The sequence below is a fragment of the Streptomyces sp. BE303 genome, assembly GCF_036290945.1.
GTDB lineage: Bacteria > Actinomycetota > Actinomycetes > Streptomycetales > Streptomycetaceae > Kitasatospora.
Genome location: NZ_JAQYWZ010000478.1, coordinates 32,011 through 48,558, shown reverse-complemented (window position 1 = coordinate 48,558; position 16,548 = coordinate 32,011). Strand labels below are relative to the sequence as shown.

Here is a 16,548-nt window from a genome sequence, read left to right as displayed (position 1 = left end):
CCGGCGACCACCTCGCCGTCCCCCTCACCCGCGCCCAGGCCCGCGACCTCCTCGAAAGCCTCGCCCACCACCTCGGATACCTCCGATGACCGACTACCTCGTCGCCACCGCCTTCGCCGTCCTCCTCGCCCTCGCCCTCGCGACCGTCGTCGTCGGCGTGGTCACGAGCCTGCGGATCGAGGACACCCCACCCCCACCCCCCATCACCCGCCACGGCCGCTGGGAACTGCGCCACCACCCCGACGGCACCACCGAATACGCCTGGATCGCCCGCCAGGCCGGCCACTTCAGCCCCGAGAGCAATCCGATCCCCGACCAGCGACAGAACCCCCGGGGCCGCCACCGCATACCCCGCTGACCGAACCGCCCTCCTCGCCCCGTCGGAGTCCTCCGGCGGGGTGGAGCGTCAGGAGGCCCCCGGCTCGCCGCCGCCCCCGTCCTCGGGCGGAGCCGGAGGCGGGTCGCCGAACACGCCGGCCATGGTGCCGAGCGCGTCGTCGACGGTGAGCAGCGCCGCCAGCATCCGCAGCTGCTCGGGAGTGCCCGTCGGCGCCGCCCCGGCCTGCCGGGGGATCCGTGCGCGGACCGCCTGGTAGCCCGGTCCGGGACGGCGTCCGATCGACCGCCGGACCGCCGCGGTGTTCGCCGCCACCGCCCGGTTGAGCCGGGCCACCCGGGGATCCGACCAGAGCGCCGGGTCGGCTACCGCCCCGTCCACCAGCACGCGCAGCGGGGCCTCGCAGGCGCTGACGGCGTCCACCACGTCCGCCCGGTAGGGCCGGTCGGCCGGCGACCCGCCCCCACGCCCGCCCCCACGCCCGGTCAGCCGCCGTGTCAGCCGGCCTGCGCTCCGCTCGGCCCGCAGCGGGCGGGCCATCAGCCCGAGTTGCTCGACGCCGTACGCGAACCGCGCCCGGCCGCGCAGCAGGGCGGGCCGGTCGGTACCGGCGACACCCAGCAGGTCGGTCAGCGCGGCCAGCGCGTCGGCGGTGCGCCGCCGCAGCACGTCCCGGGTCCGGAGCGGGAGGATCAGCCAGGCCGCCGCGATGCCGACGGCCGCGCCGAGGCCGATCGCCGCCAGCCGGGTGCGCAGCAGGTCGTCCGAGCCCTGGCCGAACCACCCGTACAGCAGCGAGAGCACGGCGGTGACGCACCCGGCCCAGTAGGCGTAGCTGAGTTCGCGCAGCCAGGTGGCGAGCGCCAGGACCGCGAAGATGAGCACGACGGCGGCGTCCTCGTGCGGGCCGAAGGAGCCCGCGACGGCCGTGGCGACGACCGTGCCCGCAGCCGCGCCGACCGCCCGCAGCAGTCCCTTGAAGAGGACGTCGGCCCGGCCGCGCGCGCCGCTGCACACGATGAACGCGGTGAGCACCACCCAGGCCCAGTGGTCCGGCCAGACGGCCCGCCCGGCGAGGAACGCCCCGCCCACGGCGCCCGCCATCTGGAGGGCCATCCGGGTGTGGACGAGTGGCCGCCACCGGGCCGCCGGTCGGGGTTCCGGTGCCGTGCCGCCCGGGTCGGCCGGTTCCGGGGCCGGTGCGGGCGGCCGGACGGGGGCGGGCACCAGCCCGGTCCGGACGGCGACGGCCTGGGCCGTGGCCACCCAGGCGCCGGAGACCAGCGCGATCAACGCGACCCACAGGGTGTGGTCGTGGCCGGGGAGCGGCCCGGCGTCCGGCGGCATGACCAGCAGGGCGATCAGCGGCAGCACCAGCAGGCCGCCCGCCCGCCCGGCTCGCGGGCCGAACCGGCGGACCCAGATCGGCAGCGCCGTCCCGAGGGTGAAGTGGACGTCGCCGAGGTTCGGGTGGAGGGTCATCAGCCGCCCGACCTCGGCGGCGCCCGCGGCGGCGGCCGGCAGGACGGCGAGCCCCAGCAGCCGGTCGTACCGGTCGGCGGTGAGCTGGACCCGTGCGGCGGTGGCCGCCAGCACCACGGCCTGGACGACCACGTCGACCCGCAGGTGCGCGAGGTGCTCGATCAGGAGCGCGGAGCCGTAGGCGGCCAGCATGGCGGCCGTGGTGACGGCGGTCTCGCGGAGCAGCAGCAGCCCCGGGTCGAAGCGGACGGCCCGGCGTAACCCGGAGAAATACTTACTCATCACGTACGGATTTCTCCCTTGCCTGCTGACGCTGACCGAGGAACCGACGGAGTTCTCCCACGCAAAGTGGTAAGTGTTAGCGTAGCAATATGGAGATCGACCAGCCATGGCTCAGCGAGGCGGCGGAGATCCGCCAGGGCACCACCCGACTGGCCCGCCGACTGCGGTCCGAGCGTGCGGGGGAGGGCCTCAGCCTGAACAAGCTGAGCGTGCTCGGGCACCTGCTCCGGTACGGCCCGATGTCGCCGGGGGCACTCGCCGCGGCCGACCACCAGCAGCCGCAGTCGCTCACCCGGGTGTTCGCCGAACTGGAGCGCGACGGCCTGCTCCGCCGGGTCCCGGACGAGCGGGACCGCCGCCAGTCCGTCCTCCACCTCACCGCGGACGGCCGTACCGCGCTGGCCCACGACATGGCGGGCCGGGACGCCTGGCTGGCGGACGCCCTGGAGGCCCTCACCGAGACCGAACGCGAGGTCCTCCGCCTCGCCGCGCGTCTGATGGACCGCCTCGCCGACACCGCCGACCGGCCCTGACAGGCCCCGACCGCCCACCCGGATCCGCACCCCACCCGGAGCGGCCCCGACTAGCGCTTCAGGGACCGGTACCGCTTGAGCAGGGCGGTGAGCCGGGCCGGGTCCGCCGCGCCGTTCAGCTCGACGAGCAGGTCGTCCGGGCAGAGCTCGTAGTGGTCACCCCACCACCGCTGCACCTTGTTGTCCCGGATCCGGTAGCCGCCCGGCACGCCCCTGGCCACGTAGCGGCGCCTGCCCATGAAGCCCCCGCCCCACCGCGCGTCCTGAAAACGAATCAGGCCCAGTCCTGCGGTAACTTACCGCTGGCCTGGGCCTGTTCAGCACTTCTTGCGAAGTGCCCCCGGCAGGATTCGAACCTGCGCACCCGCCTCCGGAGGGCGGTGCTCTATCCCCTGAGCTACGGGGGCCTGCTTGTTGTCGTCGCCTTCGCTCCGACGTGGAGAACATTACCAGGCTCCGGCCGTGCTCCGTGCACGGGTTTCGCAGGAGGTCGGACGGGGGGTCGGGCGGGAGGCGGGGTGACGGGTCGGGGGACCGGTGGGGTCGGCGGGGCGGGAGGGGGCGGACAGGGGGCGGCCAGGGGGGAGCGGAAGTGCGGAAAGGCCGGACGGGGCGGCGGGCCCGCCGATACCCTCGGTGAGGTGTCGGGAGTGTCCGGGCGGGTCCTCGTGGTGGACGACAGCGAGGTGATCCGTCAGCTGATCAGGGTCAACCTGGAGCTTGAGGGCTTCGAGGTGGTGACCGCCGCCGACGGTGCCGAGTGCCTGGAGGTGGTCCGCCGGGTGAAGCCCGACGTGGTGACGCTGGACGTGGTGATGCCGCGGCTGGACGGCCTGCGGACGGCGGCCAGGCTGCGGGCGGCGCCGGGCACGCGGCGGCTGCCGATCGCGATCGTGAGCGCCTGCACGCCGGCGGACCTGGACCTGGGGGAGTCGGTCGGGGTGGACGGCTACCTGGGCAAGCCCTTCGATCCGGCGGACCTGGTCGCGCTGGTGCGGCGGTTGAGGGAGCTGGGCGACGGCGCCGGGGAGGCGGCTGGATTTCGCCCTCAGCGAACAGACGGTATCGATCGGGGCTGAGCACGGCGCCCGGGCGTCTCGACCGGCAAACCGAGTGGCGGACGCCCCTCCCACCTCGCCTACGCTTGGCGTCGTGACCCCCGCAGAGCTTTCCCAGGCAGTCCAGGCCGCAGTGAGCGCCGCCGTCGAGGCGGGCGAGCTGGCCGTCGCCGTGCCCGAGCACGTGACGGTCGAGCGGCCCAAGAACAGGGACCACGGCGACTACGCGACCAACGTGGCCCTCCAGCTCGCGAAGTCGGCCGGCCGGCCGCCGCGAGCCGTGGCCGACCTGGTGGCCGCCCGCCTGCGAGAGCTGCCCGGGGTCGCCAAGGTCGACATCGCCGGGCCGGGCTTCCTGAACATCACCTTCGACGCCGCCACCCAGGGCGAGCTGGCCCGCACCATCGTCGAGGCCGGCGCCACGTACGGGCACAACGACGCCCACAAGGGCCTGAAGATCAACCTGGAGTTCGTCTCCGCCAACCCGACCGGCCCGATCCACATCGGCGGCGTCCGCTGGGCCGCCGTCGGCGACTCGCTGGCCCGGGTGCTGCGCGCCACCGGCGCCGACGTCACCACCGAGTACTACCTCAACGACGCCGGCGTGCAGATCTCCAAGTTCGCCGGCTCGCTGAAGGCCGCCGCCAACGGGCTGCCGGTGCCGGAGGACGGCTACGTCGGCGAGTACGTCGCGGACATCGCCAAGGCGATCGTGGACGGCGTCCCGGGCGTGCTCGACCTGCCCGACGCCGAGCAGCTCCAGGCCTTCCGCGTCGAGGGCCTCAAGCTCATGGTGGCCGAGATCCAGCGCTCGATGGAGGAGTTCGGGACCCACTTCGACGTCTGGTTCTCGGAGAAGTCGCTGCACGACTCCGGCGCCGTAGAGAAGGCCATCGAGCGGCTGCGCGAGCAGGGCCACGTCTTCGACCAGGACGGCGCGATCTGGCTGCGCACCACCGACTTCGGTGACGACAAGGACCGCGTCCTGGTCAAGGCCGACGGCGAGACCACCTACTTCGCCGCCGACGCCGCGTACTACCTCTCCAAGCGGGACCGCGGCTCCGAGGTCTCGGTCTACATGCTGGGTGCGGACCACCACGGCTACGTCAACCGCCTCAAGGCCATCGCGGCCTGCGCGGGCGACGACATGGACCGCAACATCGAGGTCAAGATCGGCCAGTTCGTGAAGATGATTCGCGACGGCGAGGAGGTCCGCATGTCCAAGCGGGCCGGCAACATCATCACGATCGACGACGTCGTCGACTGGATCGGCGTGGACGCGGCCCGCTACACCCTCGGCCGTACCCCCACCGACTCCACCATCACGCTCGACATCAACGTGCTGACCAGCCAGACCAACGAGAACCCGGTCTACTACGTCCAGTACGCCCACACGCGGATGTGCGGTGTCGCGCGCAAGGCCGTCGAGCTCGGCGTCGACAAGGGCGCGGCCGCCGACTTCAAACCCGAGCTGCTCGCCACCCAGTGGGAGAACGACATCCTCGGCGTCCTCGGCGAGTTCCCGAAGGTCCTGGCCACGGCGGGCGAGCTGCGCGAGCCGCACCGGGTCGCGCGGTACCTGGAGGTCCTCGCGGGCAAGTACCACCGCCTGTACGAGAACTGCATGTTCCTGCCCAAGGGCGACGAGGAGCTCAACGACACGCACCGGGCCCGGCTCTGGCTGGTCGAGGCCACCCGCACGGTCATGGCCAACGGCCTCACGCTCCTGGGCGTGACGGCGCCCGAGCGGATGTAGCACCACCCCCAAGCGCACAGCGGGGGCGGCGGACGGTCAACGGGGACCGTCGCCGCCCCTCGCCATAGGTCAAGGACACAAGGGACATGAGTCGCTCCGCACACCCCGCAGGCCCCCGGCACGGTGACGTGCTCCCCGAGGGCCACTACCAGGCCCCGCCGGCCGACCTGAACGCGCTCGACCCCAAGGTCTGGTCGGAGACGGTCGCCCGCGGCGCCGACGGCGTCGTCACCGTCGCCGGCCTCGACGTCAACCGGATCGCGGCCGAGTTCGGCACCCCGGCCTACGTCCTGGACGAGGCCGACTTCCGCTCCCGGGCGCGCGCCTGGCGGGACGCCTTCGGCGACGACGCGGACGTGTACTACGCCGGCAAGGCGTTCCTCTCCAAGGCGGTCGTGCGCTGGCTGCACGAGGAGGGGCTGAACCTCGACGTCTGCAGCCCGGGCGAGCTGGCGGTGGCGCTGGGCGCCGGGATGCCCGCCGAGCGGATCGCGCTGCACGGCAACAACAAGTCCGTCCACGAGCTGGAGCAGGCCGTGAAGGCGGGCGTCGGCCACGTCGTGGTCGACTCCTACGAGGAGATCGAGCGCCTCGCCGCGATCGCCGCCCGCCAGGGCGTGCGCCAGCAGGTGCTGATCCGGGTCACGGTCGGCGTCGAGGCGCACACCCACGAGTTCATCGCCACCGCGCACGAGGACCAGAAGTTCGGCCTCTCGCTCACCGGCGGCGCGGCCGCCGAGGCGGTCCGCCGGGTCCTCGCCCACGGCGGGAGCCTGGAGCTGCGCGGCATCCACTCGCACATCGGCTCGCAGATCTTCGACACCGCGGGCTTCGAGGTGGCCGCCCGCCGGGTGGTGGGCCTGCTGGCGGAGATCCGCGACGAGCACGGTGTCGAGCTGCCCGAGATCGACCTCGGCGGCGGCCTCGGCATCGCCTACACCAGCGACGACGACCCGCGCGAGCCGGCCGAGATCGCGGCCGCGCTGGCCGGCATCGTCCGCCGCGAGTGCGACGCCTCCGGCCTGCGGGTGCCGCGGCTGTCGGTCGAGCCGGGCCGGGCGATCGTCGGCCCGACCGCCTTCACGCTGTACGAGGTGGGAACCGTCAAGCCGCTGGAGGGCCTGCGGACCTACGTCAGCGTGGACGGCGGAATGTCCGACAACATCCGGACCGCGCTCTACGACGCCGAGTACTCGGTGGCCCTGGTGTCGCGCACCAGCGACGCGGAGCCGATGCTGGTCCGGGTGGTCGGCAAGCACTGCGAGTCCGGCGACATCGTCGTCCGGGACGCCTTCCTGCCGGCCGACCTGGCCCCGGGCGACCTGATCGCGGTGCCCGCCACCGGCGCCTACTGCCGTTCGATGGCGAGCAACTACAACCACGCCCTGAAGCCTCCCGTGCTGGCCGTCAAGGACGGTGCGGCCCGGGTGATCGTCCGGCGCGAGACGGAGGAGGATCTCCTGCGTCTCGATATCGGATGACGAAATCCTTGTCTCAGATCATGGAACGACCGTAGATCCGTACGGAAAGTCCCGGAGACTGGTACGGACCGAAGGTCCGGCGGGGGCATGAAATCCCGCCGGACGAACCGAAGCACGATGAATGCAGAGCGGAGTCGGATGATGCGTACGCGGCCGCTGAAGGTGGCGTTGCTGGGCTGTGGTGTGGTGGGCTCCGAGGTGGCGCGCATCATGACGACAGACGCCGCCGACCTCGCCGCGCGCATCGGCGCGCCGGTCGAGCTCGTCGGTGTCGCGGTCCGCCGGGCGGGCCGTCCCCGGCCGGGCGTGCCCGACCACCTGATCACCACCGACGCCGAGGCCCTGGTCAACCGGGGCGACATCGACGTGGTGATCGAGGTGGTGGGCGGCATCGAGCCGTCCAAACACCTCATCCTGTCGGCGTTCCGGCAGGGCGCCTCGGTGGTCAGCGCCAACAAAGCGCTGCTCGCCAAGGACGGCACCGAACTGCACGCGGCGGCGGCCGAGGCCGGCGTGGACCTCTACTACGAGGCCGCGGTGGCCGGTGCGATCCCGCTGATCCGCCCGCTGCGCGAGTCGCTGGCCGGTGACCGGGTGAACCGGGTGCTGGGCATCGTCAACGGCACCACCAACTTCATCCTCGACAAGATGGACAGCACCGGCGCCGGCTACTCGGAGGCGCTGGAGGAGGCCACCGCGCTCGGCTACGCCGAGGCCGACCCGACGGCCGACGTGGAGGGCTTCGACGCCGCCGCCAAGGCCGCGATCCTGGCCGGCATCGCCTTCCACACCAAGGTGACCGCGGCGGACGTCTACCGCGAGGGCCTGACCGAGGTGACCGCCGCCGACATCGCCTCCGCCAAGAAGATGGGCTGCGTGGTCAAGCTGCTGGCGATCTGCGAGCGGGCGGCCGACGGCGAGTCGGTCACCGCGCGCGTCCACCCGGCGATGATCCCGCTGTCGCACCCGCTGGCGTCCGTCCGCGAGGCGTACAACGCGGTGTTCGTCGAGGCCGAGGCGGCCGGACGGCTGATGTTCTACGGCCCGGGCGCGGGCGGCGCGCCGACCGCCTCGGCGGTCCTCGGCGACCTGGTCGCGGTCTGTCGCAACAAGCTCGCCGGTGCCACCGGCCCCGGCAACTCGGTGTACACGCAGCTGCCGGCCAAGCCGATGGACGAGGTGGTCACCCGCTACCACGTCAGCCTGGACGTCGACGACCGCGCGGGCGTGCTCGCCCAGGTCGCGTCGGTCTTCGCCGAGCACGGGGTCTCCATCGACACCGTGCGCCAGCAGGGCCGCGACGGCGACGCCTCGCTCGTCGTGGTCACCCACCGGGCCACCGACGCCGCCCTGTCGGCGACGGTGGACAAGCTCCGCGCACTGGACAGCGTGCGCGACGTGGCCAGCATCATGCGGGTCGAAGGGGAGTAGGAACAGATGATGAGCGGCGTTGCCGAGAACGCGGCCAGAGGCACCCACACCCACCAGTGGCGCGGCCTGATCGAGGAGTACCGGGACCGCCTGCCGGTCAGCGAGGCCACCCCGGTGGTCACGCTGCTGGAGGGCGGCACCCCGCTGGTTCCCGCCCAGGTGCTCTCCGAGCGCACCGGCTGCGAGGTCTACCTCAAGGTCGAGGGCGCCAACCCGACCGGGTCCTTCAAGGACCGCGGCATGACGATGGCCATCTCCAAGGCGAAGGAGGACGGCGCCCAGGCCGTCATCTGCGCCTCCACCGGCAACACCTCGGCCTCCGCCGCCGCCTACGCGGTGCGGGCCGGGATGGTGTCGGCGGTGCTGGTCCCGCAGGGCAAGATCGCCCTCGGCAAGATGGGCCAGGCGCTGGTCCACGGCGCCAAGATCCTTCAGGTGGACGGGAACTTCGACGACTGCCTCACCCTTGCGCGTGAACTGTCCGAGAAGTATCCGGTGGCGCTGGTCAACTCGGTGAACCCGGTTCGCATTGAGGGCCAGAAGACCGCGGCCTTCGAGATCGTCGACATGCTCGGCGACGCGCCGGACATCCACGTCCTGCCGGTCGGCAACGCGGGCAACATCACCGCGTACTGGAAGGGCTACCGCGAGTACGCGGCGGACGGCCTGGCCGCCCGCACCCCGCGGATGTGGGGCTTCCAGGCCGCCGGCTCCGCCCCGATCGTGGACGGCGCCCCGGTGCTCAAGCCGCAGACCATCGCCACCGCGATCCGGATCGGCAACCCGGCATCCTGGGACTACGCGCTCGCCGCGCGGGACGAGTCGGGCGGCCTGATCGACAAGGTGACCGACCGTCAGATCCTGTCCGCCTACCGGCTCCTGGCCTCGCAGGAGGGCGTCTTCGTGGAGCCCGCGTCGGCCGCCTCGGTGGCCGGTCTGCTGGCCAAGGCGGAGGCCGGCCTGGTCGACCCGGGCCAGCGGATCGTCTGCACGGTGACCGGCAACGGCCTCAAGGACCCGGACTGGGCGGTGGCCGGCGCGCCGCAGCCGCAGATCGTCCCGATCGACCCGGAGACCGCCGCGCAGCGCCTCGGCCTGCTCGACTGACCCGCGACCGAACGCCGGGCCGACCCTTTCGGGGGTCGGCCCTGCGTCGTTCTCGACTGACACTTTTGTGTCAATTCCACGGCGCATTCCGATCCGATTCCGGCATGGATTCCGGCCAGAACCGGCAACACACCAGACGGAAGGCCCACGGGGTGTACCGCTGTGGAACCTCTCTTCGATACTCTGGGTCCGGCCGTGTGGCACATGCCCCGGGTCCGGCCCCACCGCGGGAGCCGCACCATCGACTGTGACCGACCGCCCCGGCCGGGGCCCGCGGCCCCCTCCCACCCTCGCACCGACGCGCTTCGCGCCGCCCGATTTCCCCAGGAGAGTCCACCGCATGGCCGGTCCTGCGTTCCGTGCCGCCGCCGTCCGGGTCCGGGTCCCCGCGACCAGTGCCAACCTCGGCCCCGGCTTCGACGCCTTCGGACTCGCGCTGGGTCTGTACGACGACGTGGTCGTCCGGGTCTCCGACTCCGGGCTCTCCGTCGACATCGCCGGTGAGGGTGCCGACAGCCTGGCCCGCGACGAGCGCCACCTCGTGGTCCGCTCGATGCGCGCCGCCTTCGACCGTCTCGGCGGCCAGCCGCGCGGCCTCGAAGTGGTCTGCGCCAACCGCATACCGCACGGCCGCGGCCTGGGCTCGTCGTCCGCCGCGATCTGCGCCGGCATCGTGGCGGCCCGCGCCGTCACCATCGGCGGCCCGTCCGCGCTGGACGACGACGCCCTGCTCGCCCTCGCCTCCGAGCTGGAGGGCCACCCGGACAACGTCGCGGCCTGCCTGCGCGGCAACTTCACGGTGGCCTGGACCGAGGAGGACACCGCCCGGGCGGTCGCCCTGGAGCCCTCCGACCAGGTCGTCCCGGTGGTCTTCGTACCGGCCACCGAGGTGCTCACCGAGACCGCCCGCGGCCTGCTGCCGAAGACCGTCCCGCTGGCCGACGCCGCCGTCAACGCGGGTCGCGCCGCGCTGCTGGTCGAGGCCCTGACCCGGCGGCCCGAGCTGCTGCTCGCCGCCACCGAGGACCGGCTGCACCAGGACTACCGGGCCTCCGCGATGCCGGACAGCGCCGCCCTGGTGGGCGCACTCCGCGCGGAGGGCGTCGCCGCGGTGATCTCCGGCGCGGGTCCGACCGTGCTCGCGCTCACCGACGAGGCGGGCGTGCAGAAGGTCCTGTCCTTCGCCGAGGGCCACGGTTCCGGCGGCCCGGTGTTCGCCGCGCACCGGCTGGAGCTCGACCGGACCGGGGCCACGGTGCTCCCGCTCGACGTCTGAGCACCCGTTCGGAGCGGGCCCGGACCGGTGCGCCGGAGCCGGGCCGTCCGGACACGATTGGCAAGCGCAAGGCTGGGGAATGTCTGAGGGGGTCGGTAGTGTTAACCTCATTGCTGCACCAGGTGCCCTCCGGGGCTAGGTGCGCCGCGTCCCGATCCCAGCACTCCGCACCAGCGGAGTCCCGGCGATATACGGGGCGACGATTCTCCGGGAGCCCACCGCAGCGCGTACGCAGCCTGCCTGCGCGACTTGCGGCCGCATCCCGAAGCCGTGACGGCACCTGACTCCCACCCGCGGCCTCCCACCTTGAGGCACAGGACGGGCGGAGCACGGGCCACCGTCACGCGACGGGGGCCCGGGATTCGCAGGCAGCGTGGGGATATCTCCCCGCCGAAAGCTGGGGTGGGGGTACCACCCGGCCGAAGGCTGGGGGCGGGTCGACGTTCGACCGTTCCACCACGCCACTCAGCACCACCGTGCTTCATGCACCGCACCTCGCAGCTCTCCCCCGACCGGCACACCGCCATCCGGGGGATCACCGCCTCGGACCGACGCAGACGAGCGTTGGTCAGGACAGCACAACCGGTCGCCGAGCCAGACAGGCCGACGTCCGCTCCAGGGAAGGACCCTTAGTGAGCGACACCACCGATCTGATGGGCGCGCGCCCGGACGCCGAGGCGTCGGACGCAGCCGCCGCCCCCGCGGCTCCGGCGCGACGCCGTCGTACCGCTGCCGCGGGCCTGGACGGCATGGTCCTGGCCGAGCTGCAGAAGCTCGCCGCGGACCTTGGCATCACCGGTACCGGACGCATGCGCAAGAGCCAGCTGATCGAGACCATCAAGGAGAAGAGCGGCGGAGACCCGCTGCTCGCCGGCGCCGGCGCCGGGACCGCCGCCGCGGCCGCTCCGGCCGCCAAGCGCGCCGCCAAGGCCGAGGCCGCCGAGCCGGCCGAGAAGCCCGCCCGCCGCACCAAGGCCGCCGCCGCTGCTGCGGCCGAGGCCCCCGCCGCCGCCGCCGAGGCGCAGGCCCAGATCGAGATCCCGGTCCAGGCCGCCGCCGAGACCGCCGCGCCCGCCCGGACCGAGCGGACCCGCCGCCGGGCCACCTCGGCCGCCGGCGCCCCGGTGGCCGAGGCCGCCGAGGCGCCCGCCGCCGTGGCGACCGAGGCCAAGCAGGCCGAGGCCCGCCCCGAGGGCGCCCGCGCCTTCGAGAACCGCGAGGAGGGTCGCAGCGAGACCCGCCGCGACCGTCGTGACCGCCGCGGTGGCCGCGAGGCCGGCGAGCGCGAGGGCCGCCAGGAGGCCGGCGAGGCCCAGGCCGGCCAGGACGGCGACGGGCGCGAGTCGCGCCGCGACCGCCGCAACCGCCGGGACCGTACCGAGCGCCCCCAGCAGCAGGGTGCCCAGAGCACCCAGGGCGACAGCCAGCAGAGCCGCCCGAGCGGCGGCCAGCAGGCCCAGCCGCAGCAGGTGCAGCAGGCGCAGCCGCAGGGCGGCTTCGACGACGACGAGTTCGGCGACGGGCGCCGTGGCCGGCGCGGCCGCTACCGCGACCGCCGTGGCCGTGGCAGCAGCCGCCGCGAGGGCTTCGAGGCCGGCCCGGCCGAGCCGCAGGTCGGCGAGGACGACGTCCTGATCCCGGTCGCGGGCATCCTGGACATCCTCGACAACTACGCGTTCGTGCGGACCTCCGGCTACCTGCCGGGCCAGAACGACGTCTACGTCTCGCTCGCCCAGGTCCGCAAGAACGGCCTGCGCAAGGGCGACGCCATCACCGGTGCGGTGCGTCAGCCGCGCGACGGCGAGCGCCGCGAGAAGTTCAACGCCATGGTGCGGCTGGACTCCGTCAACGGGATGGACCCGGAGAGCGGCCGCGGCCGCCCCGAGTTCAACAAGCTCACCCCGCTGTACCCGCAGGACCGGCTCCGTCTGGAGACCGACCCGGGCGTGCTGACCACCCGGATCATCGACCTCGTGTCGCCGATCGGCAAGGGCCAGCGCGGTCTGATCGTCGCGCCGCCGAAGACCGGTAAGACGATGGTGCTGCAGGCGGTCGCCAACGCGATCACCCACAACAACCCCGAGTGCCACCTGATGGTCGTCCTGGTCGACGAGCGTCCGGAAGAGGTCACCGACATGCAGCGGTCGGTGAAGGGCGAGGTCATCTCCTCGACCTTCGACCGCCCGGCGGAGGACCACACCACGGTGGCGGAGCTGGCCATCGAGCGCGCCAAGCGCCTGGTGGAGCTGGGCCACGACGTGGTGATCCTGCTGGACTCGATCACCCGTCTGGGCCGTGCCTACAACCTGGCGGCGCCGGCCTCCGGCCGCATCCTGTCCGGTGGTGTCGACTCGACCGCGCTGTACCCGCCGAAGAAGTTCTTCGGCGCCGCGCGCAACATCGAGAACGGCGGCTCGCTGACCATCCTGGCCACCGCGCTGGTCGAGACCGGCTCGCGGATGGACGAGGTGATCTTCGAGGAGTTCAAGGGCACCGGCAACATGGAGCTCAAGCTCGACCGGAAGCTCTCGGACAAGCGCATCTTCCCGGCCGTCGACGTGGACGCCTCCAGCACCCGCAAGGAGGAGATCCTGCTCGGCAGCGAGGAGTTGGCGATCGTCTGGAAGCTGCGCCGGGTGCTGCACGCGCTCGACTCGCAGCAGGCGATCGAGCTGCTGCTGGACAAGATGAAGCAGACCAAGTCCAACGCCGAGTTCCTGATGCAGATCGCCAAGACGACCCCCGGGTCCGGCGACTGACCGTCGCGAGACGGTTTCTCGACACGGAACCCCGGCCCGCGCGAGCGGGCCGGGGTTCGTCGTGTTCCGGGGGCTGCGGGGTCTCCGGAGGTTTGTCGGGAAGATCCATTTCGGTGGTTTGTTCCAGAGTCGGGACATCTTGAGGTCTTTACGGCATCTTGTCCGATTTATTCTGGATCGTATGGCCGAGCACAAGAGGGTTCCGAACCGCCGCCGCAGGCTCCTGCGCGTGGCCGCGTGTGCGTTCGCCGCGCTCGTCGTCCTCGGGGCCGGAGCGGCCGGCTACGCGTACCACCGGCTGAACGCCAACATCAGGAGCGTCGACATCGACGCCCGGCTGGGCACCTCCCGGCCGCCCACGGCCACCGACGGGTCGTTCAACCTGCTGGTGCTGGGCTCGGACTCGCGCGCCGGCGGCAACGGCGGCCTGGCCGGCGGCGACGCCGACGGCACGGCGCGCTCGGACACCGCGATGGTCGTGCACGTCAACCAGGACCACTCGCGCGCCGACGTGGTCTCGATACCCCGCGACACCCTCGTCCCGCGCCCCGAGTGCACCGACGCCGGGGGGCGGACCGCCCCGGCGGCGAAACGCGCGATGTTCAACAGCGCGTACGAGACCGGGGGCGCGGCGTGCGCGGTGAAGACCGCGGAGCAGATCAGCGGGCTGCGGATGGACCACTACGTCGAGGTGGACTTCGAGGGCTTCGCCCGGGTCGTGGACGCGATCGGCGGGGTCACCGTGACCACCGCGGTGGCCATCCGCGACAAGGACAGCGGGCTGGACCTCCCGCCCGGTGAGCACCGCCTCGACGGCGAGCAGGCGCTGGCCTTCGTCCGCACCCGGCACGGCGTCGGGGACGGCAGCGACCTCGGCCGGATCGAGCTGCAGAAGCAGATGGTGCGCTCACTGCTCGACCAGGCCGGCGGGGCGGGGCTGCTGACCAACCCGGCCAAGCTCTGGTCGACCGGCGACACCCTGACCCGCAGCATCACCACCGACTCCGCGCTCGCCTCGGTCAACTCCCTCGTCGGGCTCGCCGAGGAGCTCAAGGGCATCGGGCCGGACCGGCTCACCATGGTCACCCTGCCCGTGGTGACCGCGCCGAGCGACCCGGACCGGGTGGTCCAGCAGCAGCCGCAGGCCGACCAGGTCTGGGCTGCCCTGAAGGGCGACCGGCCGCTGCCGTCGGCGGTCGTCGTGGCGCAGCCGCAGAACCCGGCGCAGGCCACGCCCACGGCCACCCCCACCGGCGCCCCCAAGGCCCCCGTCAAGGGCCCCACCGGTGCCACCGGCCCCACCGGCCCCACCGGCCGCGCCAAGGCGCCCGGTGCCACGGCCACCGCCCCTGCGACGGCTCCCGCCGGTGCCCCCGCGGGGACCGCGACCGGGACCGCCACCGGGGCCGCCACCGGGACCGTCCCGACGGCTCCCGCACGGCGGTGAACGCGCCCGGCCGGGGGCCCGGAATATCCCGGAACGCGCCCCGGTTTGGGAAGAAGCGACCCGTCCTGGCAGACTGGTCCGTCGGTCCCGGTTCACGTGCGGCGTCCCAGCCGCCGACCCGGTGCCCTCCCGAACCTAGGAGAACCCCTTGAAGCCCAACGTTCACCCCGAGTACGTGGTCACCCGTGTGACCTGCACCTGCGGCGCCGAGTTCACCACCCGCTCGACCGAGACCAGTGGCGAGATCCGCGCCGAGGTCTGCTCGCAGTGCCACCCGTTCTACACCGGCAAGCAGAAGATCCTCGACACCGGTGGCCGCGTGGCCCGCTTCGAGGCCCGCTTCGGCAAGCAGCACAGCGCGAAGGCCTAGCGCTCCCTCGGCGCCGGTTCCCGGCGCCCCCGTACTCGTTCCGGGGGCGCTGGGGACCGGCGCCGTTCGCGTCCCCCCGCAGCCTCAGCGATCCCACCCACCCACACCCCGGGAAGAAGGCCACCCCATGTTCGAGGCAGTCGAAGAGCTCCTCGTCGAGCACGCCGCCCTCGAGACGAGGCTGGCCGACCCGTCCGTCCACGCCGACCAGGCCAACGCGCGCAAGCTGGCCAAGCGGTACGCCGAGCTGACCCCGATCACCCGGGTCTTCCGGGAGTGGAAGCAGGCCGGTGAGGACATCCAGGCCGCCCGTGAACTCGCGGCCGAGGAGCCGGAGTTCCTGGCCGAGGTGAAGGACTCCGAGGCCCGCCGGGAGCAACTGACCGAGGAACTGCGGCTGCTGCTGGTCCCGCGCGACCCGAACGACGACAAGGACGTCATCCTGGAGATCAAGGCGGGTGAGGGCGGCGAGGAGTCGGCGCTCTTCGCCGGTGACCTGCTCCGGATGTACCTGCGCTTCGCCGAGCGGATCGGCTGGAAGGCCGAGATCATCGACTCCAACGAGTCCGACCTCGGCGGCTACAAGGACGTCTCCGTCGCCGTCAAGACCAAGGGCAGCACCGAGCCCGGTCAGGGCGTCTGGGCCCGGCTGAAGTACGAGGGCGGCGTGCACCGCGTGCAGCGCGTGCCGGCCACCGAGTCGCAGGGCCGCATCCACACCTCGGCGGCCGGCGTGCTGGTCACCCCCGAGGCGGAGGAGGTCGAGGTCGAGATCGTGGCCAACGACCTGCGGATCGACGTCTACCGTTCGTCCGGCCCCGGCGGGCAGTCGGTCAACACCACCGACTCCGCGGTCCGGATCACCCACCTGCCGACCGGTATCGTGGCCTCCTGCCAGAACGAGAAGAGCCAGCTCCAGAACAAGGAGCAGGCGATGCGCATCCTGCGTTCGCGGCTGCTGGCCGCCGCGCAGGAGGAGGCCGAGCGGGAGGCTTCGGACGCCCGTCGCAGCCAGGTCCGCACGGTGGACCGTTCCGAGCGGATCCGGACGTACAACTACCCGGAGAACCGCATCTCGGACCACCGCACGGGCTTCAAGTCGTACAACCTGGACCAGGTCCTGGACGGCGACCTGAACGCGGTGATCCAGTCCTGCGTCGACACGGACGCGGCGGCCAAGCTGGCCGCGGCCCAACAGAACTGACACCTGCGGCAGCGAGACCGACGTC

General features: G+C 72.8%; 14 protein-coding genes and 1 tRNA gene. 12 read left to right on the top strand and 3 right to left on the bottom strand.

Going from position 1 to position 16,548, the window contains the following annotated elements; genetic code table 11:
* Positions 1–85 precede the first annotated feature (85 nt).
* The gene (locus PUR56_RS09640; RefSeq protein WP_329883035.1) at positions 86–358 is read left to right on the top strand and encodes a hypothetical protein; all 273 of its coding nucleotides are present in this window, start codon (positions 86–88) and stop codon (positions 356–358) included.
* Between the two features lie 48 nt (positions 359–406).
* Here PUR56_RS09640 and PUR56_RS09635 read toward each other — a convergent pair whose 3' ends face one another.
* Positions 407–2,101, bottom strand: a complete 1,695-nt coding sequence (locus tag PUR56_RS09635) for an FUSC family protein (protein ID WP_329948556.1) — start codon at positions 2,099–2,101, stop codon at positions 407–409.
* An 89-nt stretch (positions 2,102–2,190) separates the two neighbouring features.
* Between PUR56_RS09635 and PUR56_RS09630 the strand changes: the two genes are divergently transcribed.
* On the top strand, positions 2,191–2,634 hold the full coding sequence (locus tag PUR56_RS09630; protein WP_329948555.1) for a MarR family winged helix-turn-helix transcriptional regulator: 444 nt from the start codon (positions 2,191–2,193) through the stop codon (positions 2,632–2,634).
* Between the two features lie 50 nt (positions 2,635–2,684).
* On the opposite strand, the gene PUR56_RS09625 is transcribed toward PUR56_RS09630, so the two are convergent.
* Positions 2,685–2,873, bottom strand: a complete 189-nt coding sequence (locus PUR56_RS09625) for a hypothetical protein (RefSeq protein WP_329948554.1) — start codon at positions 2,871–2,873, stop codon at positions 2,685–2,687.
* 96 nt (positions 2,874–2,969) lie between these two features.
* A tRNA-Arg gene (locus PUR56_RS09620) sits at positions 2,970–3,041 on the bottom strand.
* Between the two features lie 243 nt (positions 3,042–3,284).
* On the opposite strand from PUR56_RS09620, the gene PUR56_RS09615 reads away from it, so the two are divergent.
* The 10 genes from PUR56_RS09615 to prfA all read left to right on the top strand — a co-directional run bounded on the left by PUR56_RS09615 (position 3,285) and on the right by prfA (position 16,523).
* Positions 3,285–3,713 (top strand): response regulator, encoded by a 429-nt coding sequence (locus tag PUR56_RS09615; protein ID WP_380358329.1) that lies wholly within the window; start codon positions 3,285–3,287, stop codon positions 3,711–3,713.
* 73 nt (positions 3,714–3,786) lie between these two features.
* Complete coding sequence (argS, locus tag PUR56_RS09610; RefSeq protein WP_329948553.1) at positions 3,787–5,448, top strand: arginine--tRNA ligase; 1,662 nt, start codon at positions 3,787–3,789, stop codon at positions 5,446–5,448.
* A gap of 86 nt (positions 5,449–5,534) precedes the next feature.
* Complete coding sequence (lysA, locus tag PUR56_RS09605) at positions 5,535–6,929, top strand: diaminopimelate decarboxylase (RefSeq protein ID WP_329883029.1); 1,395 nt, start codon at positions 5,535–5,537, stop codon at positions 6,927–6,929.
* Between the two features lie 138 nt (positions 6,930–7,067).
* The gene (locus PUR56_RS09600) at positions 7,068–8,360 is read left to right on the top strand and encodes a homoserine dehydrogenase (RefSeq protein WP_329948552.1); all 1,293 of its coding nucleotides are present in this window, start codon (positions 7,068–7,070) and stop codon (positions 8,358–8,360) included.
* Positions 8,361–8,369: 9 nt separating this feature from the next.
* Positions 8,370–9,467 (top strand): threonine synthase, encoded by a 1,098-nt coding sequence (thrC, locus tag PUR56_RS09595; RefSeq protein ID WP_329883207.1) that lies wholly within the window; start codon positions 8,370–8,372, stop codon positions 9,465–9,467.
* A 340-nt stretch (positions 9,468–9,807) separates the two neighbouring features.
* The gene (thrB, locus tag PUR56_RS09590; RefSeq protein WP_329883027.1) at positions 9,808–10,743 is read left to right on the top strand and encodes a homoserine kinase; all 936 of its coding nucleotides are present in this window, start codon (positions 9,808–9,810) and stop codon (positions 10,741–10,743) included.
* A gap of 632 nt (positions 10,744–11,375) precedes the next feature.
* Positions 11,376–13,502, top strand: a complete 2,127-nt coding sequence (rho, locus tag PUR56_RS09585) for a transcription termination factor Rho (RefSeq protein WP_329948551.1) — start codon at positions 11,376–11,378, stop codon at positions 13,500–13,502.
* A 181-nt stretch (positions 13,503–13,683) separates the two neighbouring features.
* Positions 13,684–14,949, top strand: coding sequence for an LCP family protein (locus tag PUR56_RS09580; protein ID WP_329948550.1), 1,266 nt, complete (start codon positions 13,684–13,686; stop codon positions 14,947–14,949).
* Between the two features lie 148 nt (positions 14,950–15,097).
* Entirely contained in the window at positions 15,098–15,319 is a 222-nt protein-coding gene (gene rpmE / locus PUR56_RS09575; protein ID WP_030057539.1) for a 50S ribosomal protein L31, read from the top strand.
* Between the two features lie 127 nt (positions 15,320–15,446).
* Positions 15,447–16,523, top strand: coding sequence for a peptide chain release factor 1 (prfA, locus tag PUR56_RS09570; protein ID WP_329948549.1), 1,077 nt, complete (start codon positions 15,447–15,449; stop codon positions 16,521–16,523).
* Positions 16,524–16,548 lie beyond the last annotated feature (25 nt).